Genomic DNA, 25,394 nt, shown 5'->3' with positions numbered 1-25,394 from the left:
TTTTACGACTCCTTTGGCGGCCTGGCGCGGCGGCGCGCCAAGGCTGTCCAGATGCTGTTCCAGTGTGCGACCGCGGCGCTAGCCCGCCACCTCGCGGAAGGGATCGAGCCCGAGGTCGATCAGGCGCCGTTCGCGCACCACGATCTCCGCCGTGGCGGTCATGCCGTAGCGCAGCGGGTACTTGTTGTCGGCCACGGTGTAATAGTCGCGCGCCAGGCGCACGCGGCCCTCGTAGACCGGCTGCTTGTCAGGCCCGCCCGGCTTGGTCGCGGGCGAGATGAACTCGAGCGTGCCATCGATGATCCCGTAGCGCTGGTACGGGAACGCATTGAACTTGAGCTTGACCGGCAGCCCTTCGCGCAGGAAGGCGCGGTCGCGCTCGGCAATCACGATCTTCACCACCGGGCGCGCATCCTTCGGCGCGATGCCGCCCAGCGGCGTATTGGCCTGCACCTTGTCGCCGCGCTGGGTCGAGGTGACGTCGGTGATCACGCCGGACACCGGCGCCAGGATCAGCAGGAAGTTGTCCTTGTCGATATTCTCGAAGCGGATGCGCGCGGCGGCGTCCGCCACCAGGCGGGCGGTCTGCACCTGCAGGCGCAGCTTGTCCTCGGTATTGGCGATCTCGCGCAGCGCCGCGTCATATTGCACGCGCAGCCCCGCGAGGTCCTGGCCGCTGCTTTCCAGCTCGGAGCTGGCCTGGGTCAGCTCGCGGCCCAGGCGCGCCTCCAGTTCGCCCAGGCGCGACTGCGCCACGCGCAGGCTGTTCTCCGCGTCCTGCGCCGCGGCACGCTTGGCGTCGACCTGCGATTGCGAAACCCCGCCGCCGCCGGGCAGCGCCAGCAGGCGCGCATAGCGGTCCTGCTCCTGGCGCGCGAACTCGCGCGCGCGCCGCGCGTTGTCGAGGTTGCTGCGCGCTTCCTGCAACTGGGCGCGCTGCTGCTCGGCCAGCCGCGTGGTGCCTTCGGCGATGCGGGTCTCGTGCTGGCGCGTGGCCACGTCGATCTGCTGCTTGAGCGCCGCCGCGCGGCGTTCCATCAGCGCCTTCTTGTCAGGGAACTGCTTCCACTCGCGTTCGGAGTCTTCCAGCTTGAGCTGCGCCTCCAGCGCGTTGGCGGCGGCCTCGATCGCGCCGCGCGCATTCAGGCGCGCCAGCACATCGTCCTTGGACACGGGCTGCCCTTCCGCCACGTAAAGGTCGGCCAGCTCGCCGTCCACCGGGGCATAGAAGCGCCGCACCTCCGACTCCGGCGCCAGCGTGCCCTGCGCGGTGACGATGACATCGGCATGGCCGACGAACGACCAGACCAGCCCGCACAACACCAGCGCGAAGGTGGTGACGATGGTCAGCAGCCCCAGCCGCGACGGCTCGGCGCTGAGCAGGCCGATGCCTTCGGCGCTGTGGTCTTCCAGCGCCTCGGACAGTGGCTTGAGGCCGGCGTGGCGGGCATCGTCCTTCATGGCTTCCCCACTGCCGCCGGTGGCGGGACCGCGGCCGCGGCCGCGGATTCCGGCGCCTTGCCGGTGTCTTCACCGCCGATCAGCTCGAGCTTGGCCTTGAGCACCGCTGGATCGAGCACCGTGCCCAGCTCGCGCAGCGCGTGCCGCTGCTGCTCCGCCTCGGCGCGGATCTCCAGCTCGACCTTGGCCAGTTGCGCCAGGTCGGCGCTTTCGCCGGCACGCAGTTGTGTGAAGATGCGCATGCCCTGGCGCGCGTCGTCCTGCGCCTGCGACAGCAGCCGCGCCTGCGCGCGGAACTTCGGCGAGATACCGGGCTCGAGCCGCTGCTCGCCGCCGATCACGCCGTTGGCGCGATACTGCTTCCACGCCGCGAGCGCGCTCGCCATCAGCTCGCGCGCGCGCCGCAGGGCACTGTCGCGCACGCCGTTGACATCCGCCTCGACCGCCTTGGCGAAGTAGCCGTCCTCCTCCGCCTCGAGCATGGCGTAGAAGTCCAGCAGGCGGTCCTCGTAGCCACGGCCGCCGCGCGCGGACTGCAACGCGGCGTACTGCGCCGCGACCTTCTGCTTGTGCGCCAGGTCGCGCGCGAGGTCGTCGGCCCACGGCCCGCCACGGATCTGCCCGAGCGCGGCCAGCGCGGCGCCGCTGTCGCCGCGTTGCCACGCCCGGGCTGCGTTCGCGTACGCGCGCGCCACCTCGGGCGGCGGCAGCCGCGCGCCCAGGCTGGCCAGCTGCGCCTGGAACGGCGGCGTGGCGAAACGGCTGTCGGCGAGCCGGGCCACCAATTGCCCCGGCCGGCGCGCGCGCAACGCCTGCAGCAGGCCGGTGTAGCGATCCAGGTCCGACTGCAGCCGCTCCAGGCCGGCCAGGCGCGGATACTTGTCGCGGTATTCTGCAAGCACCGGCTGCAACGCCTCCGGGCGATCGCGGCCCAGTTCGGCAGCGATGGTGGCATTGAGCCGGTCGATCGCCGCCAGATAGACCGAGGCGTCGTTCTGCAGCCGGCGCACATCGCTGAGCGCATCGGCATACAGGTCGCGGAACGCCGGCACGTCGGCCGCGATGCGCCCGAGCGCGCGCTGGTGCGTGGCGGTGTCCTGGTTCCAGTACGCCAGCAGCTGGCGCATCGGCGTTTCGTCGGCGTAGAGCCGGATTGGCGCATCGGCGCCGCGCGGCGCGGTGAAGCGCTCGAGCCTGCCGATCCAGTCGAGCTCGGCCACCAGCGGCCGCGCCTCGGCGTTGTGCGTGCTGAGCTGGCGCAGGCGCGCCAGCACCGCATCGGCGCCGGCCATGTCGCCGGCCTTCAGCCTGGCGGCAAAGTCGGGCACGTAGGCACGCAACAGGGCTTCGGTGCCGATGGCCTGGACCTCGATGTCGTCGGGATGTCGCGCCAAGTAGCTGTCGGCCGCTTGCGCCGCGCCGGCGTGGTCGCCGGCGACAAAGCGCGACTGCACCGCGCGCTCCGGCGCGCCACGCCAGTAGACCGCGGCGCCCGTCACCAGCACGAGCAGCAGCAAGGCCCCGCCCCAGCGCGCCGCGCGCCGCGTGCGCGCCGGCTGGTCCAGTCCGAACCGCCGGGCCCCTTCCGCCAGCAGCAGCGCGGCACGGCCGCGCGGGCGCCGCGTGCCGTCGCCGGCGGCGGTCGCTGCCGCGGCCTGGGCTTCGGCTTCGCTGTTGACCTCGTCCTCCTGGTGGGCGGCGTAGTCGACGCAGAAAATGTCGAGGAAGGAATCGGGCGCGCCGACAAAGGTGGTGCGGTCGCCGTCGTCGCGGGCGGGCGGCGTGGCAATGGTGGCAGCCACGGCGGCAGACGATGCGGGCGTGCCGGGCGTGTCAGGCGTCTCAGGCGTGTCTGGAGGCTGCAGCAGCGAACGCGTCGCCGTGGCATCGCCGGCGCCGTCGTACCGCACCTGCGCCTGGTAGACAAAGTGGTTGCCGCCAAACGCGATCAGGTCGCCATCGTCGAGCGGCACGCCGTGGTCGGCCAGGCGCTTGCCGTTGACGAAGGTGCCATTGGTGCTGCCAAGGTCCTCGACGAAGGGAATGCCGCCCTTGAGGTAGATATGCGCATGGCGCCGCGACAGGTAGTTGACCTGGTGCGGATAGCTGTCGCGAAAGCGCGCGAAGGCCTCGTCGCCCTTGCTGATCAGGTACGGGAACTGCTCCACGTGCAGCGGCTGCAGCCCGACGTCATGGCGTTCCGGCACCAGCGTCAGCGCCACGCGCGGCGGCTCGGGCTGCGGCGCGCGCGGCGACAGCCGCACCCGGAACGACAGCATCGGCCCGAACGCGACTTCATCGCCATCGCCGAGCCGCGCCGGCTGGCGCGCCACGGCCACGCCGTTCACGCGCGTGCCGTTCTTGCTGCCGAGGTCCGCCACATAGACCGCGCCATGCTCGGCAAAGATGCGCGCATGGCGCCGCGACAGCGGTGCGGCCAGTGCTTCCGGGTAGGTGGCGAACGGCAGCTCGCTGCGGCCGACCGCGAACAGCGCTTCGTCGATGCGGATTTCGCCGAGCTCGGGGCGCGCCACGGGCGTGAGGAATACGTCGAATTCCTGCGCCACATCCTGCGCCATATCCTGCGCCGCGTGCTGCGCGAGGTCCCGTGCGGATCCCTGGGCCATTTTCACCGGCATTTCCATGATCAGTGCTTCGTCAGGAGCCATGTTTCCAGCGAGCCAACAGCGCGGCTGCCGCGGCGGCAGGCCAGGGGGGATGAAGCGACTAAGAACATAGTAGGCGACGGCCTAGGCTAGTCAATCGGCCGCGGCACGCGTGGTTGGCGTGGCTGCGGCATCGGGACAAGGCCGGCGGCCGGCGCGCGCGCCGGGGTTGCGCAACGCGTTGCTTGCGCCGGCATCACCTTCGCGCGGGGGCGGCATCGCGGGCACCACTTACTGCGGCGGATTCAGGGCGGTGTTGCGCACATCGGCCTCGGGCCAGCCGCCGCCCAGCGCCTTGTAGAGCGTGATGGTGTCGCCCAGGATTTGTTGGTGGACCGCCAACAACTGCAGCTGCGCGGCCAGCAGCGAGCGCTCGGTCTCGAACACTTCGAGCTGCGAGACCACGCCTTCCTTCAGCTGCGCCTCGATCTGCGCGGATACCACGCGCAGCTGTTCCACCTGCTGCTGCAGTTCGATGCGCTGCTTCTTGTGGGCGTCGACGTTGACCAGCGCGGTCTCGACTTCCTCGAACGCGGTCATCACGGTGCGGCCATATTCGTTTTCCGCCACGCCCACCTGCGCCTCGGTGGTCTTCACCCGCGCACGCACGCCCGGGTCGAGCATCGGCAGGTTGATGCTCGGCATGAAGCCGAAGGTGAAAGACTTGAGCAGGTCGCTCAACGCGAAGCTGGCAGTGCCGCCGCGCGCGGTCAGGCTGATGCTGGGCAGCTGCGCCAGGCGCGCCTGGCCGACGATGTTGTAGGCGGCCAGCACGCGATATTCCGCCGCCACCACGTCCGGGCGCCGCGCCAGCAGCTGCGACGGCAGCCCCGCCGGCACCGGGGGCGGCTGCACGCGCTCCTGCAGCCGCCCTGCCGGCACCTTGAGACTGCCGGCGGGCACGCCCACCAGCGTCGCCAGCGCGTTCTCCGCCACATCGCGCGAACGGCGCAGCTCGAGCAGGTCCTTGTTCAACCGGTTGATTTCGGCTTGCTGCTGCATCACGCGGATCTTCGGCACCAGCCCGTTCTGGTACATGGCCTGGTAGGTCGACAGGATCTGCCCGTTCCTGGCCACGGTGCGCGACTGCTGCTCGATCTGCTCGTCGAACTGCAGGATCTGGAAGTAAGTGGTCGAGACATTGGCCACCAGCGTCAGGTAGCCGGCGCGCCAGTCGGCCTCGGTGGCGCGGAACTCGGCGGCCTGCGCCTGCACGCCCTTCTCGACCTTGCCCCAGATATCGATGTCCCAGTTCAGCTGGGCCCCGGCGTTATAGGTCCAGGTGGACTTCTGCCCGGTGCTCTTGTCGAAGCTTGCGCCGGCGCCGACGTCGATCACCGGCAGCCCGCCGGCGCGGGCCTCGCCGATCTGCGCGCTGGCCACGCGGATGCGCGCCGCCAGCACCTTGATATCGAAGTTGCCGGCCAGCGCGCGCTCGATCAGCTGGTTCAGGTACGGGTCCTTGAAGCCCAGCCACCAGTTGGGCTGCACCGCTTCGGACGGCGATACCGTGATCGAGTCCTGGCGCGACCATTCGGCCTTGGCCGGCGTTTCCGGGCGCTGGTACACCGGCGGTCGGAAATCGGCGCAACCCGCCAGCAGCGCCAGGCCCGCGAGCGCGGCAAGCCAGGCTGCACGGCGCGGCGCGCGAATCACCGCCAGCAGGGACGGAGCAAGGGAGAATGCGGGCACGATGTGTTCCTGCGTGCGACGGCGGCGGTCGGCAAGGGCTGTACCGGTTCGCCGGTACAGCGGGGCCGCCGCGTCTGTCTGTATTGTGGTGCGCGCGGGCGCGCGCTCCAACCCCGATCGGCACGGGGTCGGCAAAAGCGCCGCGGGGACGCCCCCGCGGCGCTGCGCCATCTCAACCATCCTCTCAACGATAGATATTGTTGCTGGCGTTCTGGTTGGTATCCACATGCGAACGGACATGGTCGAGGAAGGCCGAGCCGTTGCCGTTCAGGTTGGTCACCGACTGCATCTGCGCGATTTCCTGCACGGCGGTGATGCTCTTGTCGATCGACAGGTTCAGCGGCTGGAACACGGCCACGAACGGCATCAGCGCGCGGCCGCCGCGCACGGCGTGCATGCCCTTGCGGTCCAGGGTTTCGGCGGTGGTCAGGTCGGTGAGGGTCAGCTTGGTCATGATGGTCTCCGGTAGAGGAAGGTGTTGCCTTGGGCTTGGGGTTCGAGCATCGGGTTGGTGTCGCGCTCGGGAGGGACAAACGCAGGGACCGTGCCAGCGCGCCCGCGATGCCGGGCCAGATGGCTGAAGTGCCTGTAAACACGGGGGTTTTTCGTTCTCGGCCCATGGCCCGGCAGGACTGCGTCGCGATTGACGCGCGGGCCTGGTGGCGGGAGGCCGCCAACAGATGGGAGGATGCGTGTTGGGAGCGGGCCAACAACCTGGCCTGATTCCGCGCCAGGTCGCCAGCCTGCCTGCTGCGACCTACTTCACGTAGATCGTGATGCGCTTGGAATACACCGGCGGGTTGGTCGGTATGTGCTTGTCATCGCCCATCAGCAGCTGCAGCGTGTGCTTGCCCGGCGCCAGCTCGATCATGGTCTCGGTCTCGCCCGCGCCGAAATGCAGGTGATTGCGGTCGTTGGGAATCTCCTTGTCCATCGGCGGCAGCTCCACGTCGATCAGCAGGTGATGGTGCCCGGTATTGGGAAACTTGACGTCCTTGGGCGCCACCCCCATGTTGCGCAGCCCGAACCACACCTTGAACGGCTTGCCGGCGGGCAGGGTCTGCCCGTCATTGGGCCAGCCGATATACAGATAGGCATTGGGCGGCGCAGCCGTGGGGCCGCCCTGCACCCACGCGGACAGCAACAGGCTGACGGCGAAGACAGCCGCGGCAAGTAGTCGGGACATGGCGCTCTCCCCTGTTTGTTGATCGGCCTGCGCCGGCGCGCGCTGCGTCGCTATTTCACCGTGATGGTGATCTTCTTCGAATAGATCGGCGGCTCGAACGGAACGTGCCTGGCGTCGCCCATCAGCAATTGCAGCGTGTGCTTGCCCGGCGGCAGTTCGATGCGCGCGTCGGTCTCGCCCGCGCCGAAGTGCAGGTGGTTCTTGTCCGAAGGGATTTCTTTGTCGAGCGGTGGCAGCTCGGTATCGATCAGCAGGTGATGGTGTCCGCAGCGTGGCGATTCGACGCCCTTGGGGCATACGCCCATATTGCGCAGACCCATGCGCACCCAGAACTTGCCGCCGCCGATGACAGCGCCGTCGTATGGCCAGATGATATAAACCTCGGCGTTGGGCGGGGCTGCCGTCGGCAACGACAGCGAAGGCGCCACGGCCAGCGTGGCGGCCGCCAGCAGGCGGAGCAGGAATCGTCTGGACATGCGCGTCGCCTCCCCGAGATCTATCCCGAAACCCGATCACGTTGTCCCGAAAGCCCCTTGTTGTTGCTTGTTGGTCAGCGCTCGGCGATTCGTCATTCAGGTTAGAACGCAAGCGCGGAAAAGGCGACCCCGGCGTGCGGCGGGGACCCGGCAATGCTCCGCCGCATCCACACGTGCTGTGCTATCTTGAAGCAAGCCGGTCGACGTCCTGGCCACACCCCAAGGTGCCCAGCGCATGCCGGCGACTACGGCATGCAATGGAATCGCGGCGGCTCCAGCGAGGTGTGAAGATGTGGCGCAACCTACCAGTGGTACGCGTGGCTGCGATGATCCCGATGGCCGTCACGGCGGCGCTGCTCGCCACGGCAATGCCCGCGGCCGGCGAACCGGCGCAAGCCCAGACACTGCTCGCCGGCATCATGCCGAAGAACACCGACGAGCAGTATGAGCTGAGCTTCTGGGAATCGATCAAGAACAGCAACTACGCCGCCGACTACGAGGCCTACCTGAAGCAGTACCCCAACGGCCGATTCGCGGGACTGGCCAGGGCGCGGCTCGAGCGCCTGGCGGGCAGCGCCCCCGCGCCCAAGGCGCAGGCGCCCGCGCCGCAGCCACGCGCCGGCGCCACGGCCGGCGGACAGGCCTCGCGATCCCCGGCGCCAGCCACGGCTTCGGCACCCCCGGCCAAGGCTGCGCCGGCCGCGCCCGCGGCCGCGCGTCCTTCAGCGCCCGCACCGGCGCCACCGGCCGCGGCGCCGCGCGCCGGCACGGCGGGCGACGGCGTGGTCAGTACCACGCTGCGCACTGCGGAGATCCGCGATTGCCCGGCCTGCCCGGCGCTGGTCACGGTGCCGGCGGGCAGCTTCACCATGGGCAGCAACGCCAGCGACCCGGCCGAAAAGCCGCCGCATCAGGTCGCCATCGGCCAGCCCTTTGCCATCGGCCGCTATGAAGTCACGGTCGAGCAATGGAACGCCTGTGCCGACGCCGGCGGCTGCCAGCGCATTCCCACCCTCGCCGACAGCGCGAAGAACGCACCGGTCCGCGACGTCAGCTGGGACGACGCGCAGCAGTACGTGGCGTGGCTCAGCAAGACCACCGGCAAGACCTACCGGCTGCCCACCGAGGCGGAATGGGAATACGCGGCGCGCGGCGGCAGTGCCAGCACTTACTGGTGGGGCGACCAGATGCGCAAGGGCAATGCCAACTGCAAGGACTGCGGCGATCCGTGGAGCCAGGATGCGCCGGCCCCGGTGGGCTCGTTCGCGGCCAACCCCTACGGCCTGCATGACGTCAATGGCAGCGTGTGGGAATGGGTCGCCGATTGCTGGCACAGCTCGTACAAGGGCGCGCCCACCGACGGGCGCGCATGGAACGAGAACGCCTGCGGGGCGCGTGTCATCCGCGGCGGCTCGTGGCGCGAAGGCGCCAGCTACATGGTGTCGTCGACGCGCTTCAAGTACAGCCCGAGCGTGCGGCAATCGCAGAACGGCTTTCGCGTGGCACGCGACATGAAGTAGGAAGCCGCTGCGGCGTGAAGCGCAAGTGCGCGGAGCGTGGTCAGCGCCGTCAGCGTGCGCGCGTGGAAATCTGCACCAGGTCCGCGCTGATGCGGTCGCGGCCATAGGTGCGCGCCATCTGCGCCAGCGGCTTTTCCAGCGCCCGCAGATACTCCTGGCGCGACTCCACCTCGGCACGGCGCGACGCGAACAGCGGCGCCGGCGTGGTCAGCATCACCACCAGTTCGTTGCCGAAGGGTGCTGACACGATCCAGTCGCCGCTGTCGCCGATGGTGGCGTGATGCGCCGGCGGCGCCTGGTGGGCCGGAATGCGCTGGCTTGGCACCATATGCGCCACCTTGCCGTCCGCGGCAAAGTAGTCGACATAGACATAGGAATCCTGCGCCGGCGTGCGCAGGTCGAGCACCATGGGCGCGCCCTCGGTCAATTGCGTGCCCTTGCCGCGCAACTGCAGCGACGACGCGGTGTCGCCCTGCCGGTTGCCCGACCAGTACGGCGCGATCATCCTGGCCACCTCGCATTTGTCGGCGGCCAGCGGCTGGGCGTCGACCACCACCTCGCGCAGCGCCTTGGCCCCCGGCAAACCGCTGAGCTGTTCGCGCAGGCGCGCGGCACCCACGCTTTCCGCCAGGTAGCCGCGCACGTGCAGGGTCTGGTCCTGCCGCGCGCCGGCAAGCAGCGAGCACGGCACCGCGGCCAGCAGCTTGCCGACCTCGGCCATCGACAACTCCGCCGCCGCGGCTGGCGCGGGCGCTGGCGGCGCCGGCACGGGCGCGGCGGGCGGCTCCGCGGCCGGCGCGGCAGCGCTGAGCGGCGCGGTCGCGCCCGCATCCGCGGCCGGGACTTCGGCTGGCCGCTGCGACTGCCAGGCGTAGTAGCCGAGTGCCGCCACGCCGGCCAGCGCGGTCAGCACGCCTGCGCCCACCAACGGCGCGGAGCGGCGCGCCGGCCCGCTGCTGGCGGCCGGCGCCGCGCTCATGCCCTGCAGGAAGCGCGCGACCGTCGGCGTGCGCGTCTCGCGGTCGAGCGAAAGTGCTTCGCGCAGGGTCTTCCATTGCGTGCGGCCCAATTGCGGCAGCTGCGCCGGCTTGAGCCCGGCTTCGCGCGCCTGGTTGGCCGAGAGCCGCTGGTAGGGATGCTTGCCGCTCAGCAGCTCGTAGGTCACGCAGGCCAGCGCGTAGATATCGTCGCGGGGATCGGGCTCGCGATGCTCGAACATCTCCGGGCTGGCATAGGCCGGCGTCATGCCGCCCAGCGAACCGGGATCGAAGACGGTGCGGTCGGATTCGTCGGCCGGCGGCAGGAAGCCGCGCGCGATGCCGAAGTCGATCACCTTGACCTCGCCGTTGCCGGTCAGGAAGACGTTGGCGGGCTTGAAGTCGCAGTGCACGAAGCCGCGCTCGTGCGCATACGCCAGCGCATTGCACATGCCCTGGATGATGGGCATGGCGCGCGCCATCGGCATGCCGGCAAAGCCCGGGGCCTTGAGCACATGGTTGAGCGACGATCCCGACAAGTACTCCATGGTAAGGAAGACCACCGGCCCGTCGCGGTCGAAGTCATAGACGGTGACGATGTTCCGGTGCGCCAGCGTCTGCGCCTTGCGCGCCTCGCGCTGCAGCGCCATCAGCGACTTGGGATGGCCGCTGAATTGCAGGTTCAGCACCTTGATGGCGATGTACGGCCGGCGGTCCGAGGCTTCCAGCTTGCGCAGGTCGAGCGCCTTGTAGACCGTGCCCATGCCGCCCACGCCCAGGCATTCCTCCAGCACGAAGCGACCGTTGAGCGTATCGCCCACGCCCTTGGTGGCCGGCGTCTGCGGCAGCGTGCCGGGTTCGGGCGAGGCTGCATACATCGAGCCGGTCTCCGTGCCGGCCAGGCGCGTGGCGTCTCCCGCGCCCTCGTATTGGGTGGCGCCGCGGCGCTCGATGCGCCGCATGACTTCGGCATAGACCGCGGGCGGAAACGGAAAGCGCGTGTTTTCCTCGATCACCACCCGTGCCGCCTGGCTCGGCGTGGTGGGGTCTTGCGCCAGGGCCGTTTCGAATGACGCGACGAACTCGTCGTCGGAGAGACCACCGTTCTGGAACTTGCGGATCAGGTCTTTGAGACTGGCCACGGGATGCCCCGACATGGTTGCTGGCAGGGCCTGTCCCGCCCTGCGGAGATGCCCCCTCCTCGCTGGATACTAGTGCGCACCCAAGGCATGCGCAAACCATGCGAGGACGGCAGGCGACCGCACCCCGGCGCGCTTTGCATGCGCCATGGCCGCCCGCGCGCGGCACTGTCGCGGCGGCACCAACACCGGTGCCGCCAGTGTTGGCCGCGGCCCGTCACACCGGGCCGCCGGCAGCACCGCGCGGGCACTGCCTGCGACTCGACATGGGCAACAAATTCCCCTTGTTTTCAGGCACTTGCGTGCGCGCAGCGCAAGTTCCCATGGCCCTGGCACAGTCCCTGCGATTGTCCCTCCCGAGCGCGACACCAACCCGATGCTCGAACCCCAAACCCAAGGCAACACCTTCCTCTACTGGAGACCATCATGACCACGCTGACCATCAAGGACCTGTCCTCCGCCGCAACCCTCGACAGCAAGCGCATGCACGCCGTGCGCGGCGGCATCGCCTACATGCCCTTCGCCGCCGTCTACAGCCCGGTAAAGCTGTCGCTCGACAAGAGCATCACCGCCGTGCAGGAGATCGCGCAGATGCAGTCCGTCACCAACCTGAACGGCAACGGCTCGGCTTTCCTGGACCACGTCAAGTCCGACGTGCGCACCAACCAGAACGCCACCAACAACATCTTCGGCTGAGCCTCGCGCCCGGCCTACCAAACCCAGACACTGACTACCGATACCGGAGACCATCATGACCACGCTGACCATCCAGGACCTGTCCGCCGCCGCAACCCTCGACAGCAAGCGCATGCACGCCGTACGCGGCGGCACGTCTTACCTGCCCTTCGCCGCCGTCTACATGCCGATCAAGGCGTCGGTAGACAAGAGCATCAGCGCCGTGCAGAGCATCGCGCAGATGCAGTCCGTCACCAACCTGAACGGCAACGGCTCGGCCTTCCTGGACCACGTCAAGTCCGACGTGCACACCAACCAGAACGCCACCAACAACATCTTCGGCTGAAAGCCGATGCGCAGCGCGCGCGGAGCCTGCCTGAGGGCAGCAATCTCCGCGCCTGCCGCCCCACACCGACTCAAAGGAGCACCATCATGTCAACCATCCTCGTCCGCGACCTTGCCCTGAGCAAGGACCTCGATCGTGCCTCGCTGGGCGCCGTACGCGGCGGCAGCTCGTGGCTCAGCCGCGGTGTCGGCGATGTCGGCCCGCTCGCGAATGTCACCGTCAACGTCAACCAGAACATCGCGCAGCTGCAAAGCATCAACGTCAACACGCTCAACAACAGCTTTGTCGGCCCCGGCGTTGGCCCGGTGCGCGTCAACGTCAACCCGTCGCAATGGGCCGGCAACTTTGCCGCCGTCTGAGCGCAGGGTGCGGCCCCGCGGGCAGGAGCGCGGGACCGCCTCGCCTATACTGAAGCGGTCCCGCGGCCGCAGGGCCGGGGTCCCGCTTGACCGGAGACAGCCATGGCAGTGATCGTCATCAAGGATTTGCCCGACAGCATGGATCTCGACCGGCAGGCCATGATCACCATCCTCGGCGGCGGGCGCACGGCCAGCGGCCAGGCGTGGCATGGCTTGCGGCGCCCGGGCGCCGTGCGCATCGTCGACTACCCCGGTGGCTTGCCCGGCAATCGCCATGCGATGCCGCGCGAGGCACCGCTCGGCCGGCTCCCGCGCAAGTCCGCGGGCAAGGATGCCGAGGACTGAAGCGACCCGCCGGCCCAAATGAAAAGCCCGCCATCTCTGGCGGGCTTTGGATGCGGACGGGCCCGGACCGCCCGGGTCACGCGGTCAGCAGTTCGGTCATTCTGTATCCATGCAGGCTTCCCATGATTCCGCCCATGACGCGGACGCCCATCCGGACCACCCGGAGAGTCGCAGGAAGACTGGCGCGTGGAGTCAATGACCGCAGTGCTTGCCGCGAACAGCGGCGCAATGCCGCTGAAGGAGGTCAAGCGGGAGCGTTTTCGTCCGCCCCGTGCGGGCATCCTGTGTGCTCGCGCCTCAAGTATAGGCGGGGCATTTCCGCTTGCAACCAGCGGGCCGGCCGCTGCCGCGCAGGTGACGCCCGCCTGACATATCCGGTTACGTTTTCGCAGTGCAACAAAATTCTGGCACTCTGCTATAATCCGCGCCGTGAGTTTCGCAACTGTGAGATCCGCCAAGCGCCCGGCTTCCTGCCCGGCGAATCCGCTGCCCTCCCTGCTCTGTTTCCTCGCTGCCGGACGCCTAGTCATCACAATATGGCCCCAGCCGCCCAGCAGAACGCACCGCTCACCTGACGTCGCCTCGTCTCCGATCCTGTTGAACAGCCTGAACTGAGCTGTTTGCCTGCCAGGGACATGGCCGGACCGCCCCGCGGTAACCAGCCACCACCCTGCCTGCCGCCGTACTGCCAGCTGTGTCTGTCGTAACGGCCTCACCGATTGGCGCCGAAGCCTTTTTAAGACTTTGCACTGCGCCCACCCCATTCTGCATTTCGGGGTGCCATGCATTTATTTGACCATTCCGACATGACCCAGCACGACATTCGTGCGGAGCAAGCTATTGCCTCCGCGACCGACGCTTCGATCACTTCCGACGCTGCCCAGATTATCGAGAGCCCGCTCGACAAGCTCGACGCCATGCTCAACGGCAGCCCGGCAGCCGAAGCCCAGGCCGCCACTGAAACAGCAGCGACCGAAAGCGGCTTTGCCAAGCTTGGCCTCGACGCGGCCATCCTGCGCGCGCTTTCCGAACTGAACTACAACACGCCGACCCCGGTGCAGGCCCAGGCCATCCCCGCCTTCCTGGCCGGCCGCGACCTGCTGGTCTCGAGCCAGACCGGCTCGGGCAAGACCGCGGCCTTCATGCTGCCGGCAATCCAGCGCATCAGCGAAATGCCGGCGCCGCAGCGCTCGACCGAGCCCGCCAAGCGCATGAAGGGCAAGCGCCCCCGTCCGGCCCCGGCCCAGCCGGCGCTGCTGGTGCTGACGCCGACGCGCGAACTGGCCCTGCAAGTGACCGAAGCCGCCGCCAAGTACGGCCGCAACCTGCGTCGCATCGTCTGCGCCAGCATCCTGGGCGGCATGCCCTACCCCAAGCAGCTGGCCGCGCTGGGCAAGATGCCTGACATCCTGGTGGCGACGCCGGGCCGCCTGCTCGACCATATCGATGCCGGCCGTATCGACCTGTCGGCGCTGCAGATGCTGGTGTTCGACGAGGCCGACCGCATGCTCGACATGGGCTTTGCCGACGACATCGACGCCATCGTCAACGCCACCCCGGCTTCACGCCAGACGCTGATGTTCTCGGCCACGCTGGATGCGCGCATCGCCCAACTGGCCTCGCGCCAGCTGAAGGACCCGCAGCGAATCGAGATCGCCGCGGCGCGCGCCGACCAGAGCCATATCGAGCAGCGCCTGCACTTCACCGACGACATGTCGCACAAGGAGCGCCTGCTGGACCACCTGCTGCGCGACGCGTCGCTCAAGCAGGCGATCGTCTTCACCGCGACCAAGCGCGATGCCGATTCGCTGGCCGAGCGCCTGTCCGACACCGGCTTCTCGGCCGGCGCGCTGCACGGCGACATGACCCAGGGCGCGCGCAACCGCACCCTGACCGCGCTGCGCCGCGGCAACCTGCGCGTGCTGGTGGCCACCGACGTGGCCGCGCGCGGCATCGACGTGCCCGATATCACCCACGTGGTCAACTTCGACCTGCCCAAGCAGGCCGAGGACTACGTGCACCGCATCGGCCGTACCGGCCGCGCGGGCCGCTCGGGCATCGCCATCAACCTGGTCAACCACAACGACATGTTCCAGTGGCGCCGGATCGAGCGCTTCACCAACCAGCGCGTCGACGCGTCGGTGATCGAAGGCCTGGAGCCGCGCCGCGCGCCCAAGCCGCGCTCGAACTTCGGCGGCAAGCCGGGTGGCGGCCGCGGTGACTTCCGTGGCAACGGCGGCGGCAATGGCGGCGGCTACCGTGGCGGCGAACGCAGCTTCGGCGACCGCAAGTTCGGCGGCGACAACCGTGCCGGCTTCGGCGAGCGCAAGTTCGGCGGCGAAAGCCGCGGCTTCGGCAATCGCACGGAAGGCGCGCGCCCGTTCGGCGACGACAACCGTGGCGGCTTCGGCAACCGCGAAGGCGGCTACCGTGGCCAGGGCGGCGGCTTCCGCGGCGCCAGCGACGGTGCCCGCGGCTTCGGCAATCGCGAAGGCGGTCGTCCGTTCGGCGACGATCCGCGCGGCGGCTTCGGCAACCGTGACGGCAACCGCGGCTTCGGCGAAGGCCGTGGCAACGGCGGCGGCTACCGTGGCAATGGCGGCAACGGCGAAGGCCGCAGCTTCGGCAACCGCGACGGCAATCGCGGCTTTGGCGGCGGCTTCGGCGGCAACGGCGGCAACGGCAACCGCAACAGCCGCTCGCGCTACGAGCGCTGATCGCGCGGTGCGCTGCGCGCACCTGCCGGATAGCAAACAGGGCACCCTCGGGTGCCCTGTTTTTTTTTGCTGGCGCGGTGCTTACATCGCGCAGGTGCGGAAGCCGATGAAGGACAGGTCGTCCTCGGGCAGCCGCGCCCAGCGCGCGCGCACATGGCGCAGCCGCGCCGGGCTGGCGAACGACACGCCCCGCACCGCCTGGTGCGTGCCGAAGCGCCCCACCATGTCGCCATCGGACGGGGCGGCGACAAAGCCGGCATACGGCTCGTACGGCGTGGCGGTCCACTCGCGCAATGCGCCCCACTGCAGGCCGCGGTTCTGGGTCGCGGCGAGCTCCCATTCCGATTCCGCCGGCAGGCGCCGCCCGGCCCAGACGCACCACGCCTGCGCCTCGTACAGCGTGACATGGCGCACCGCCTCGTCCGGGTTGAGCGTGCGCAGCGTGCCGAAGCGCTCCAGCATCCATGTGCGCGACTCCGGATGGCGCGACCAGTAGCGCGGCGCGGAACGCTCCTGCGTCATCAGCCATTGCCGTCCCGCCGACGACCACCAGGCCGGATGCTCGTAGCCGCCGTCCTCGACAAATTCCAGGAACTGCGCGTTGCTGACCAGCGCCATGTCGATTTCAAACGCGGGCACGTAGGTCGGCTGCGGCGGCAGTTCGTCGGGCCAGGCAAAGCCGTCGGCATCGCTCCAGCCGAGCGTGAAGCGCCCGCCGGGGAAATGCAGCGTGCCGCCATGTCCGGCGGCCGCCGCCGGCGCCGCCCCGGCGCCCTCGGCGGGGGCCATGCCAAGCGCCTGCAGCAGCGCGGCCACGCCCTCGCCCTGCGCGTCTTCATGCAGCAGCGCGCGGCGGAACGGGTACAGGGTCAGGTCGGTGTCGTCGGGCAGCAGCGCGATCCGGCGCAGCACGCCGTCGAGCACCTCGGCGGCATAGCGCTTGACCACCGCGACGTCGGGCAGCGCGATCTCCCAGCGCTCTTCGGGCCCGATGCGATCGGGATCGAACCATTCATCGGCGCCGTCCAGCAGCGACGGCTCCGACGCCACCGGCACCGGCACGCCGCCGCGATCGACCTGGCGCACGCCGCGCAGGCACCACCACTCCGCATGCCAGGCGACGTGGCCGAGGGTCCACAGCGGCGGATCGGCATCGTGCTGGCGCGGCACGTCCCAGGCGCGGCGGGTCTGCCCGAACGGCGCCAGCCACGCCAGCGTGCGGCTGCGCGTGTCGACCAGGGCCTGCGCCAGCCCTTCGCGCGGCAGCCGGCGCGGATCCGACCACGTCGCCTTGCCGCCGGTGAAGTAGAGATCGGGAAGCATGGGAAAGCCGCTCATCGGGGGAAGTCTGCGCAGGGAATGGAGGGTGGACAGGCAGCGGTCCGTACAGCCGCGGGCAACCGGGGCAGCCACGGCCCCCAGGCGGCGCGCCGTGGCACGCCGCGCCGGACTGCGGCCATTATGACACTACCCGACCGGCGGGCCGGTCAGCCGCGCGCGTGGAACACCGCGAACCAGCCGCGCGGATCGGACCAGTACACCGGGTCGTCGAAGCCGGCCGCTTCGAGCAGCAGCGCGAAGTCCTCCGGGCGGTACTTGTACGAATCCTCGGTATGGATGCGCTCGCCGGCGGCGAACTCGCGCGCGCCGCCGTCCCATTGCACGCGCACGTCGCGGCATGCCTGCAGGTGCATCTGGATGCGCGAGGCCGCGCGGTCGAAGCTGGCCTGGTGGCGCCAGTCGTCCAGCGCGAAATCGGTGCCGACGATACGGTTCACGTTGCGCAGCACATTGCGGTTGAAGGCCGCGGTGACGCCCAGCGCATCGTCATAGGCCGATACCAGCGTGGCTTCGTCCTTGTGCAGGTCCACGCCGATCAGCACGCCGTCGCCGCGTCCGGCCGCGCCGCGCAGGCGCTGCAGCAGCGCCAGCGCCTCCACCGGGGCGAAATTGCCGATGCTCGAGCCCGGATAGAAGAACAGGCGCCTGCCGCTCCTGACCTGGGCCGGCAGGTCGAACGGCGCGCACAGGTCGGCGCCCAGCCCGAGCATCGGGATCTCGGGATGCTGTTGCTGCAGCGACGACAGCGTCGCGCGCAGGAACTCGACCGAGATATCCACCGCAACGTACTGCGCCGGGCGCAGGCTGCCGAACAGCCGCGCCGCCTTCTCGCAGTTGCCCGCGCCCAGGTCCACCAGCACGCAGCCGCTGCCGGCGCGCGCCGCGATGGCGGGCGCCGCGCTGGCAAAGATCGCGGCCTCGGTGCGGGTCGGGTAGTACTCGGGCAGGTCGGTGATGGCTTCGAACAGGCGCGAACCCAGCACGTCGTAAAAGAACTTGGGACTGATCGCCGCCTGCGCGGCGCGCAGCCCGGACAGCACCTGCTCGCGCAGCGCGCCGCTGTCTTCGCGGTACTGCTGCACCAACTCCGGCTGCGGCGGGCGCTGCGCGCGGCCATTGGCCAGCGCCACCAGCGCCGGCGGCGCCACGGCATGGCCGTTATGGTGGTTCAGGGGCGGGAGGGGGGTCTGCGGGGCTTTGTGGCGTGCGGGGGGGTTGGGCGGGTTCGGGACAACCGGCATGTCGTTTCCTTGTGTGGTCGCAAATGGGCACTGCTTCACTGCGTATTCCCCAAGGCCGCGCTGTGCATGTCGTGCGCGCCGGTCTCCGCAATGCGCGCCTGTGCTGTCCGGGACGCATCGGTCGGAGCCGAACCTCAAGGATAGGCCGATCCGGCGGATCGCGCAGCCCCATGGCGGGCCCGATACAAAATCGCCGCAAGCGCGGCGCAAACGCACCGCTCACGTGCAGTCAACGCGCCGTCGCGCCGTAGCGCCCGCGCGGCGCGCCCGGGCGAGACGATTACGGCACCCCGGCGAACTTGAGTCAGTATCTTTCCTAATTCGGCATGTCCCTTGCAGTTCGTTTATAATCCCGCCCAGCGCGGCCCCTGAACGGGTCGTGTCCCTCAAAGGGGAGTAGCTCCGGGGCTTTGCCCTTAGCACAATCGTCATTCCGGGACCGCAGTCTCCGGTTGTGCTGACAACCGGCGCGCATACCGCGCCAGTGGTCGAGCAAGACCTTTGCAACCTGGACTTCATGGTTTGCAAAGGCGCCCCCACGCTCCCGTGCACGTGAATCCAGGCGAACCCAATGCGCGCGCTTGCGCTGATTCGTACCTGAGGAGAGTTCATGGAGTGGTTTACCGATCTGTTCACGATGCAGTTCCTGACAGCGCTGCTGTCCATCGTCGTCATTGACCTGGTGCTGGCCGGGGACAATGCCATCGTGATCGCGCTGGCGGCACGCAACCTGCCGCCCCACCTGCAGAAGAAGGCCATTATCTGGGGTACCGTGGGTGCCGTGGTGGTCCGCTCGGCCATGACGATCGGCGTGGTCTGGCTGCTGAAGGTTCCCGGGCTGATGCTGGTGGGCGGCCTGGCGCTGGTGTGGATCGCCTACAAGCTGCTGTCCGACGACAGCGGCGGCGACGAGCATGGCACCGGCGCCTCGACGCTGTGGGGCGCGATGAAGACCATCATCATCGCCGACGCGGTGATGGGCGTGGACAACGTGCTGGCCGTGGCCGGCGCCGCGCACGGCAGCTTCCTGCTGGTGGTGCTGGGCCTGCTGATCAGCATCCCCATCGTGGTGTGGGGCTCGAGCCTGGTGCTCAAGCTGATGGCCCGCTTCCCGGTCATCATCTACGTGGGCGCCGGCGTGCTGGCCTTCACGGCGGTCAAGATGATCGTGCACGAGCCGATGATCAAGGCGTTCTTCGAAGCCAACCCGGTGGTCAACTGGGGCCTGTACGTGCTGATCGTCGGCGGCGTGCTGGGCGCCGGCTACCTGGTGCAGAAGCGCCGCGAGCAGCAGCAGGAGCCGGCCGGCAGCCACTAAGCCTGCCCCGGCGCCAGGGCCTCGCGCCCTGGCCCTGCCGCAAAGGACGGGCCGCCCGCAAGGGGCGGCCCGTCTTGCTTTAAAATGCCGGTTTCGCGGGCCCAGGCGCCCGCGCCACCTTCCATCCCGCCCCGCGCCGATGAAACAGTACCTCGACTTCATGCGCCATGTTTACGAGCATGGCACCGACAAGGCCGACCGCACCGGCACCGGCACGCGCTCGGTGTTCGGCTACCAGATGCGCTTCGACCTGCGCGAAGGCTTCCCGGTGGTGACCACCAAGAAGCTGCACCTGAAGTCGATCATCTATGAACTGCTGTGGTTCCTGCAGGGCTCGACCAATGTGCGCTGGCTGCAGGAGCACGGCGTCACCATCTGGGACGAGTGGGCCGACGAGCACGGCGAACTGGGCCCGGTCTACGGCTCGCAATGGCGTTCGTGGCCGGCCCCGGACGGCCGCCATATCGACCAGATCTCCGAGCTGGTGGCGCAGATCCGCGCCAACCCGGATTCGCGCCGGCTGATCGTGTCGGCCTGGAACGTCGCCGATATCCCGCGCATGAAGCTGCCGCCCTGCCATGCGTTCTTCCAGTTCTACGTGGCCGACGGCCGGCTCTCGTGCCAGCTGTACCAGCGCAGTGCCGACATCTTCCTGGGGGTGCCGTTCAATATCGCCAGCTATGCGCTGCTGACCCATATGATGGCGCAGCAGACCGGGCTGGAAGTGGGCGACTTCATCTGGACCGGCGGCGACTGCCACCTGTACAACAACCATTTCGAACAGGTGCAGACCCAGCTGGCGCGCGAGCCGCTGGCGCTGCCGCGACTGAATATCCTGCGCCGGCCCGACAGCCTCTTCGACTACCGCTACGAAGACTTCGAACTGGCGGGCTACCAGTCGCACCCCGCGATCAAGGCACCGGTGGCCGTATGACACTGCTGACATTGGTTGTTGCACGCGCCCGCAACGGCACCATCGGCCGCGACAACAGGCTGCCGTGGCGCCTGCCGGAAGACCTGGCGCACTTCAAGCGCACCACCATGGGCGCGCCCGTGATCATGGGGCGCAAGACCTGGGATTCCATCGGCCGCCCGCTGCCGGGCCGGCGCAATATCGTGGTCAGCCGCAACCCCGAGCTGCGCCTCGAGGGGGCCGAAGTGGCGCCTTCGCTGGAAGAAGCCCAGCGCCTGTGCGTGGGCGCCGAGCAGATCTTCCTGATCGGCGGCGCGCAGCTGTATGCCGAGGCCATGCCGAGCGCGGACCGGCTGGTGGTGACCGAGATCGACGCCGATGTGGAAGGCGATGCCTTTTTCCCCGCGATCGACCGCACCCAATGGATCGAAACCGCGCGCGAGACCCATCATTCGGCAGCGAACGGCTTCGACTACGCCTTCGTCACGTACGAGCGGCCGCCGTCGGAAGAATCGTGACCGGCGCATGAAATAAAAAAGCGGGCCTTGGCCCGCTTTTTTTTTGGGGTCGATGCCGCTCAGTTGCCGGCGATGGTCATCTGCTCGAGCAGGATCGAGCCGGTTTCCTTGGTGCCGCGCACCAGCGCGTCCGCGCCGATCGCGACGATCTGGCGGAACATCTCGGCCATATTGCCGGCGATGGTGATTTCCTCGACCGGATACTGGATCACGCCATTCTCGACCCAGTAGCCCGACGCGCCGCGCGAATAGTCGCCGGTCACGTAGTTGACGCCCTGCCCCATCAGCTCGGTCACCAGCAGGCCGGTGCCAAGCTTGCGCAGCATGGCGGGGAAGTCGTCGCCGGGCTGGGTCAGGCTGCTCGACAGCGTCAGGTTGTGCGAGCCGCCGGCATTGCCGGTGGTCTGCATGCCGAGCTTGCGCGCCGAATAGGTCGACAGGAAGTAGCCCTGCACCACGCCGTCCTTGACCACATCGCGCTCGCGCGTGCGCACGCCCTCTTCGTCGAACGGGGCGCTGCCCATGGCGCCCGGGACATGCGGCTGCTCATGGATCTGAATATGCGGAGCGAACACGGCCTGGCCCAGCGAATCGCACAGGAAGGTGGACTTGCGGTACAGCGCGCCGCCCGACACCGCCTGCACGAAGGCGCCCAGCAGCCCCGCGGCCAGCGGCGCCTCGAACAGCACCGGGCAGCGGCGCGTCGACAGCTTGCGCGCCTGCAGCCGCGCCAGCGCGCGCTCGGCGGCGTAGCGGCCGATGTCCTCGGGCGCGGCCAGCGCCAGCGGCGAGCGCTTGGACGAATACCAGTCGTCGCGCTGCATGCCGCTGCCGCTGCCGGCGATCGGCGCGCACGAGATGAAATGGCGCGAATACGGATAGCCGCCGGTGAAGCCGCGCGTGGTCGCCAGCACGAACTGCGAATGCTGGGCCGAGACGCTGGCGCCGTCGCTGTTGCGGATGCGCGGCGATACCGCGAAGGCGGCGGCCTCGGCGCGGGTGGCGATGTCGATCGCGGCTTCGGCGTCGAGCGCCCACGGGTGGAACAGGTCCAGGTCCTGCGGCGCGCGCTCCAGCAGTTCCTCTTCGGCGAGGCCGGCGCAGTCATCCTCCGCGGTGAAGCGGGCGATGTTGTAGGCCGCCTCGGCGGTGGCGCGCAGCGCGGCCGGCGAGAAGTCCGAGGTGCTGGCGTTGCCGCGGCGCTTGCCGATCATCACCGTGACCCCGACCACCTTGTCGCGGTTCTGCTCGATGGTCTCGACCTGCCCCTTGCGCACCGATACCGACAGGCCGCTGCCTTCGGAGATCTCGGTGGCGGCGTCGGTCGCCCCCAGTTCGCGTGCCACCCGCAGCACATCGGCGGCCATCTCGCTGAGCTGGGCCTGGGTGTAGGTGAAATGCGCGGTCTGTTCGGCGATCTGGTCCATGCTGGGGCGGGTGTCATCAAAAGTCCAAGCGGCAATCATAGCAAGATAAAATGCCGGGCATGACGCGAAATTCCCGTAACCACCAAGGCTCGCGCTTTCCCGGAGGCTTTGCCCCCGAGCCGGAAGACGACGAACCGAAAAGCAAGTCGCAGCGCAAGCGCGACATGACCGCCCTGCAGGACCTCGGCGCCGAGCTCGAGGCGCTGGCCAAGGACCGCCTGGCGCGCGTGCCGATGCCCGAAGCGCTCGCCGACGCCATCCGCGAGGCGCGCCGGATCAACAGCCACGAAGGCAAGCGCCGCCAGATGCAGTACGTGGGCAAGATCATGCGCGGCCTCGAGGACGAAGAGGTCGAGGTGATCCGGCAAGCGCTGGAAGGCTTCAAGGGCACCAGCAAGGCCGAAACCGCCCGCATGCATCTGATCGAGCGCTGGCGCGAGCTGCTGCTGGCCGACGACGCGGCGCTGACGCGCTTCCTCGGCGAGCATCCCGGCATCGACGTGCAGGCACTGCGCAACACCATCCGCAACGCGCGCAAGGAAAAAGAGCTGGGCAAGCCGCCGCGCTATTTCCGCGAGCTGTTCCAGGCGATCAAGACGGCGCTCGACGTGAAGGATGGCAAGGCCGGCGCCGCCGAGGACCAACCCCCTACCCCGGAGCCCGAGGCATGACCCAGACCACGCAGCCGGTAGTCCGCAACCATCCCGACGAACTCGTCGTCGGCTTCGTTTCGATCTCGGACCGTGCCTCGGCCGGCACCTACCAGGACGAGGGCATCCCGGCGCTGCGCGACTGGTTCGGGCGCACGCTGACCTCGCCCTGGCAGGCGGTGGAGCGGCTGATCCCGGACGAGCAGGCGCAGATCTCGCGCACGCTGATCGAGCTGGTCGACGTGGCCGGCTGCGACCTGGTGCTGACCACCGGCGGCACCGGCCCGGCGCGCCGCGACGTGACCCCCGAGGCCACGCTGGCGGTAGCGACCAAGGAAATGCCGGGATTCGGCGAGCAGATGCGCCAGGTCAGCCTGCATTTCGTGCCGACCGCGATCCTGTCGCGCCAGGTCGCGGTCATCCGCGAGACCGCCAGCCGCGCGGCGCTGATCATCAACCTGCCCGGCCAGCCGCGCGCGATCCGCGAAACCCTGGAAGGCCTGCGCGACGCCGACGGCAAGCCGGTGGTGCAAGGCATCTTTGCCGCGGTGCCGTATTGCATCGACCTGATCGGCGGGCCCTACATGGAAACCGACGAGGCCATCGTCAAGGCCTGGCGTCCCAAGAACGCCGTGCGGACCAGGCCCGCGGCCTGATCCGGACTGGCTGTCCCGCCCGCCGGCAGGCGCCGCGCGGGCGTGCCGCCCTCAGCGCAGGCCCAGGTACAGCCCCACCGGCACGAACACCACCGCGGCGATATTGCCGAGCAGCACGATCGACGCCACCTGGTCCGGCTCCTGCCGGAAGTGGTCCGCCACCAGGAAATTCAGCACCGCCGGCGGCAACGCCGCGAACACGAACAGCAGGCCGCGCTGCAGCTCGCTCAGCGGCACCCACTGCGCCAGCGCCAGCGCCACCGCGATGCCCGTCAGCGGACACACCGCCGCGCCGACCAGCCCCATGCCCCAGTTGCGCAGGCTCACATCCTTCATGCGCACGCCCAGCGCAAACAGCATCAGCGGCACGGTGGCATCGCCCAGCAGCTTGACCGACTGGTAGACCGGGTCCGGCAGCGTGAACCACGGCCGCGCCAGCGCCAGCGCCACCCCCGCCACGGTGGCCAGCACCATCGGGTTGCGGGCGATCTGCGCCAGCGACGCGTGCCGGTTGACGATCTTCATGCCGATGGTGAAATGCATCAGGTTCGACGCCGCGAACAGGGCCACCGCCGGCGCCAGCCCGGCCGGGCCGAAGGCGAACACGGACAGCGGCAAACCCATGTTGCCGCAGTTGTTGAACATCATCGGCGGCACGAAGGTTCGCGGATCGACCTTCATCCAGCGCGCCAGCCCCCACGCCAGGATCCCCGAGCCCAGCACCACCGCCACCGCGCAACCCAGCAGCACCAGCTGGTCGGCCAGCACGAAGTCCTTGCTGACGAAGGCCGACACCACCAGCAGCGGCGCGATCACGTCCAGGGTGGCGCGGTTGATGCCCGCCATGTCCGGATGGGCGCGGCGCCCGTACAGCCACCCGACCAGGATGATCAGGATGACCGGCGTGATGATGGAGACGATGCGCTCGAACATGGGCAGGCGGACCGGCAACGCCCCGCCTGCATGGGGCGGCGCGCCGGAAATGGTGGGATGCTTGCGGGAGCCGCGCTCCGCTTACTGCGCCGGCGTGCCGGCGGCCGGCGCCTCGCCGGAAGGCGCCGCGCCGGGCGCGGCGTGGCGGATAAAGTGGGTGCGGTAGTAGCGCAGCTCTTCCACCGACTCCAGGATGTCGGCCAGCGCCGTGTGCAGCTGGCGCTTGACGAAGCCCTTGTGGATGACCGGCTCCCAGCGCTTGCACAGCTCCTTGAGCGTGGACACGTCGAGGTTGCGGTAGTGGAAGAACGCTTCCAGCTTGGGCATGTAGCGCGCCATGAAGCGGCGGTCCTGGCAGATCGAGTTGCCGCACATCGGCGACTTGCCCGCAGGCACCCAGCGCTTGAGGAAGGCCAGCAGTTCGGCTTCGGCCTGCTCTTCGGTCAGGGTCGAGGCCTTGACCTTGTCGATCAGGCCCGAGCGGCCGTGGGTGCCCTTGTTCCAGTTGTCCATGCCGTCGAGCACGGCATCGCTCTGGTGGATCACCAGCACCGGGCCTTCGGCCAGGATATTGAGCTCGGAGTCGGTAATCACCACCGCCACTTCGATAATGCGGTCGGTATCCGGCTGCAGGCCGGTCATTTCCATGTCCAGCCAGATCAGGTTGTTTTCGCTTTTGACGGATTTGGCGGCGGCTTGGCTTGTCATCGGGACTGCGGGAGATAGGGATTTCGGGGAAGCGGCCGCGGCGGGGCCGGGCGCGAACAATTTATAATTCTCGCATATCCGTCCGGGACGGCTGACTGCGCACCAGCGCGGCGCCGTTTTCCGGAATTCC

Annotated in this window: 23 protein-coding genes; 11 read left to right on the top strand and 12 right to left on the bottom strand. The window is 69.0% G+C overall.

Annotated features, from left to right (window positions below; translation table 11 throughout):
• Positions 1 to 78 precede the first annotated feature (78 nt).
• The 6 genes from FHX60_RS03335 to FHX60_RS03310 form a co-directional block, all read right to left on the bottom strand.
• The gene (locus FHX60_RS03335; protein WP_112774571.1) at positions 79 to 1,461 is read right to left on the bottom strand and encodes a beta-barrel domain-containing protein; all 1,383 of its coding nucleotides are present in this window, start codon (positions 1,459 to 1,461) and stop codon (positions 79 to 81) included.
• Positions 1,458 to 4,130 carry an FHA domain-containing protein gene (locus FHX60_RS03330; protein ID WP_183282543.1) on the bottom strand — a complete coding sequence of 891 codons (2,673 nt, stop codon included), beginning with the start codon at positions 4,128 to 4,130 and terminating at the stop codon, positions 1,458 to 1,460. Before FHX60_RS03330 ends, FHX60_RS03335 begins: the two co-directional genes overlap by 4 nt.
• A gap of 228 nt (positions 4,131 to 4,358) precedes the next feature.
• Positions 4,359 to 5,819 carry an efflux transporter outer membrane subunit gene (locus tag FHX60_RS03325; RefSeq protein ID WP_183282542.1) on the bottom strand — a complete coding sequence of 487 codons (1,461 nt, stop codon included), beginning with the start codon at positions 5,817 to 5,819 and terminating at the stop codon, positions 4,359 to 4,361.
• 184 nt (positions 5,820 to 6,003) lie between these two features.
• A complete protein-coding gene (locus FHX60_RS03320) occupies positions 6,004 to 6,273 on the bottom strand; it encodes a hypothetical protein (protein ID WP_092307144.1) in 270 nt (89 codons plus the stop codon).
• 303 nt (positions 6,274 to 6,576) lie between these two features.
• The gene (locus tag FHX60_RS03315; RefSeq protein ID WP_092307142.1) at positions 6,577 to 7,005 is read right to left on the bottom strand and encodes a DUF4399 domain-containing protein; all 429 of its coding nucleotides are present in this window, start codon (positions 7,003 to 7,005) and stop codon (positions 6,577 to 6,579) included.
• Between the two features lie 50 nt (positions 7,006 to 7,055).
• Positions 7,056 to 7,481: a DUF4399 domain-containing protein gene (locus FHX60_RS03310; RefSeq protein ID WP_115687549.1), complete on the bottom strand. Its 426-nt coding sequence runs from the start codon at positions 7,479 to 7,481 to the stop codon at positions 7,056 to 7,058.
• 257 nt (positions 7,482 to 7,738) lie between these two features.
• Here FHX60_RS03310 and FHX60_RS03305 point away from each other — a divergent pair, with 257 nt between their 5' ends.
• Positions 7,739 to 9,001 (top strand): formylglycine-generating enzyme family protein, encoded by a 1,263-nt coding sequence (locus FHX60_RS03305; protein ID WP_375790522.1) that lies wholly within the window; start codon positions 7,739 to 7,741, stop codon positions 8,999 to 9,001.
• A 49-nt stretch (positions 9,002 to 9,050) separates the two neighbouring features.
• Here FHX60_RS03305 and FHX60_RS03300 read toward each other — a convergent pair whose 3' ends face one another.
• Complete coding sequence (locus FHX60_RS03300; protein WP_183282540.1) at positions 9,051 to 11,135, bottom strand: serine/threonine protein kinase; 2,085 nt, start codon at positions 11,133 to 11,135, stop codon at positions 9,051 to 9,053.
• 408 nt (positions 11,136 to 11,543) lie between these two features.
• On the opposite strand from FHX60_RS03300, the gene FHX60_RS03295 reads away from it, so the two are divergent.
• From FHX60_RS03295 to FHX60_RS03275, 5 genes are all read left to right on the top strand, one after another.
• Positions 11,544 to 11,813 carry a hypothetical protein gene (locus tag FHX60_RS03295; protein ID WP_092307135.1) on the top strand — a complete coding sequence of 90 codons (270 nt, stop codon included), beginning with the start codon at positions 11,544 to 11,546 and terminating at the stop codon, positions 11,811 to 11,813.
• Between the two features lie 55 nt (positions 11,814 to 11,868).
• Positions 11,869 to 12,138 (top strand): hypothetical protein, encoded by a 270-nt coding sequence (locus tag FHX60_RS03290; RefSeq protein WP_092307134.1) that lies wholly within the window; start codon positions 11,869 to 11,871, stop codon positions 12,136 to 12,138.
• 86 nt (positions 12,139 to 12,224) lie between these two features.
• Positions 12,225 to 12,497: a hypothetical protein gene (locus FHX60_RS03285; RefSeq protein WP_183282539.1), complete on the top strand. Its 273-nt coding sequence runs from the start codon at positions 12,225 to 12,227 to the stop codon at positions 12,495 to 12,497.
• A 102-nt stretch (positions 12,498 to 12,599) separates the two neighbouring features.
• Positions 12,600 to 12,842, top strand: coding sequence for a hypothetical protein (locus FHX60_RS03280; protein WP_183282538.1), 243 nt, complete (start codon positions 12,600 to 12,602; stop codon positions 12,840 to 12,842).
• Positions 12,843 to 13,648: 806 nt separating this feature from the next.
• Complete coding sequence (locus FHX60_RS03275; protein ID WP_183282537.1) at positions 13,649 to 15,559, top strand: DEAD/DEAH box helicase; 1,911 nt, start codon at positions 13,649 to 13,651, stop codon at positions 15,557 to 15,559.
• 81 nt (positions 15,560 to 15,640) lie between these two features.
• On the opposite strand, the gene FHX60_RS03270 is transcribed toward FHX60_RS03275, so the two are convergent.
• Together FHX60_RS03270 and egtD are read right to left on the bottom strand one after the other, a co-directional pair.
• Entirely contained in the window at positions 15,641 to 16,897 is a 1,257-nt protein-coding gene (locus FHX60_RS03270; RefSeq protein WP_183282536.1) for an SUMF1/EgtB/PvdO family nonheme iron enzyme, read from the bottom strand.
• Positions 16,898 to 17,046: 149 nt separating this feature from the next.
• Positions 17,047 to 18,141 carry an L-histidine N(alpha)-methyltransferase gene (gene egtD / locus FHX60_RS03265; protein WP_112774562.1) on the bottom strand — a complete coding sequence of 365 codons (1,095 nt, stop codon included), beginning with the start codon at positions 18,139 to 18,141 and terminating at the stop codon, positions 17,047 to 17,049.
• A 610-nt stretch (positions 18,142 to 18,751) separates the two neighbouring features.
• Here egtD and FHX60_RS03260 point away from each other — a divergent pair.
• The 3 genes from FHX60_RS03260 to FHX60_RS03250 all read left to right on the top strand — a co-directional run bounded on the left by FHX60_RS03260 (position 18,752) and on the right by FHX60_RS03250 (position 20,890).
• Positions 18,752 to 19,459 (top strand): TerC family protein, encoded by a 708-nt coding sequence (locus FHX60_RS03260; RefSeq protein WP_092307126.1) that lies wholly within the window; start codon positions 18,752 to 18,754, stop codon positions 19,457 to 19,459.
• Positions 19,460 to 19,598: 139 nt separating this feature from the next.
• Positions 19,599 to 20,393, top strand: coding sequence for a thymidylate synthase (locus FHX60_RS03255; protein ID WP_112774561.1), 795 nt, complete (start codon positions 19,599 to 19,601; stop codon positions 20,391 to 20,393).
• A complete protein-coding gene (locus tag FHX60_RS03250) occupies positions 20,390 to 20,890 on the top strand; it encodes a dihydrofolate reductase (protein WP_183282535.1) in 501 nt (166 codons plus the stop codon). Before FHX60_RS03255 ends, FHX60_RS03250 begins: the two co-directional genes overlap by 4 nt.
• Positions 20,891 to 20,949: 59 nt before the next feature.
• Here FHX60_RS03250 and pmbA read toward each other — a convergent pair whose 3' ends face one another.
• A complete protein-coding gene (gene pmbA, locus FHX60_RS03245; RefSeq protein WP_092307120.1) occupies positions 20,950 to 22,317 on the bottom strand; it encodes a metalloprotease PmbA in 1,368 nt (455 codons plus the stop codon).
• 59 nt (positions 22,318 to 22,376) lie between these two features.
• Here pmbA and yjgA point away from each other — a divergent pair, with 59 nt between their 5' ends.
• Positions 22,377 to 22,988, top strand: a complete 612-nt coding sequence (gene yjgA / locus FHX60_RS03240) for a ribosome biogenesis factor YjgA (RefSeq protein ID WP_279327330.1) — start codon at positions 22,377 to 22,379, stop codon at positions 22,986 to 22,988.
• The gene (gene mog, locus FHX60_RS03235) at positions 22,985 to 23,623 is read left to right on the top strand and encodes a molybdopterin adenylyltransferase (protein ID WP_092307116.1); all 639 of its coding nucleotides are present in this window, start codon (positions 22,985 to 22,987) and stop codon (positions 23,621 to 23,623) included. The genes yjgA and mog overlap by 4 nt, the downstream gene beginning before the upstream one ends.
• A gap of 51 nt (positions 23,624 to 23,674) precedes the next feature.
• On the opposite strand, the gene FHX60_RS03230 is transcribed toward mog, so the two are convergent.
• Both FHX60_RS03230 and orn read right to left on the bottom strand, forming a co-directional pair.
• Complete coding sequence (locus FHX60_RS03230; RefSeq protein WP_183282534.1) at positions 23,675 to 24,556, bottom strand: AEC family transporter; 882 nt, start codon at positions 24,554 to 24,556, stop codon at positions 23,675 to 23,677.
• An 81-nt stretch (positions 24,557 to 24,637) separates the two neighbouring features.
• Positions 24,638 to 25,264 (bottom strand): oligoribonuclease, encoded by a 627-nt coding sequence (gene orn, locus FHX60_RS03225; RefSeq protein WP_092307113.1) that lies wholly within the window; start codon positions 25,262 to 25,264, stop codon positions 24,638 to 24,640.
• Between the last annotated feature and the right edge of the window lie 130 nt (positions 25,265 to 25,394).

Origin of the sequence: Cupriavidus alkaliphilus (assembly GCF_014191175.1) — a bacterium.
Lineage (GTDB): Bacteria > Pseudomonadota > Gammaproteobacteria > Burkholderiales > Burkholderiaceae > Cupriavidus > Cupriavidus alkaliphilus.
This window is presented reverse-complemented; position numbering and strand designations above follow the sequence as displayed.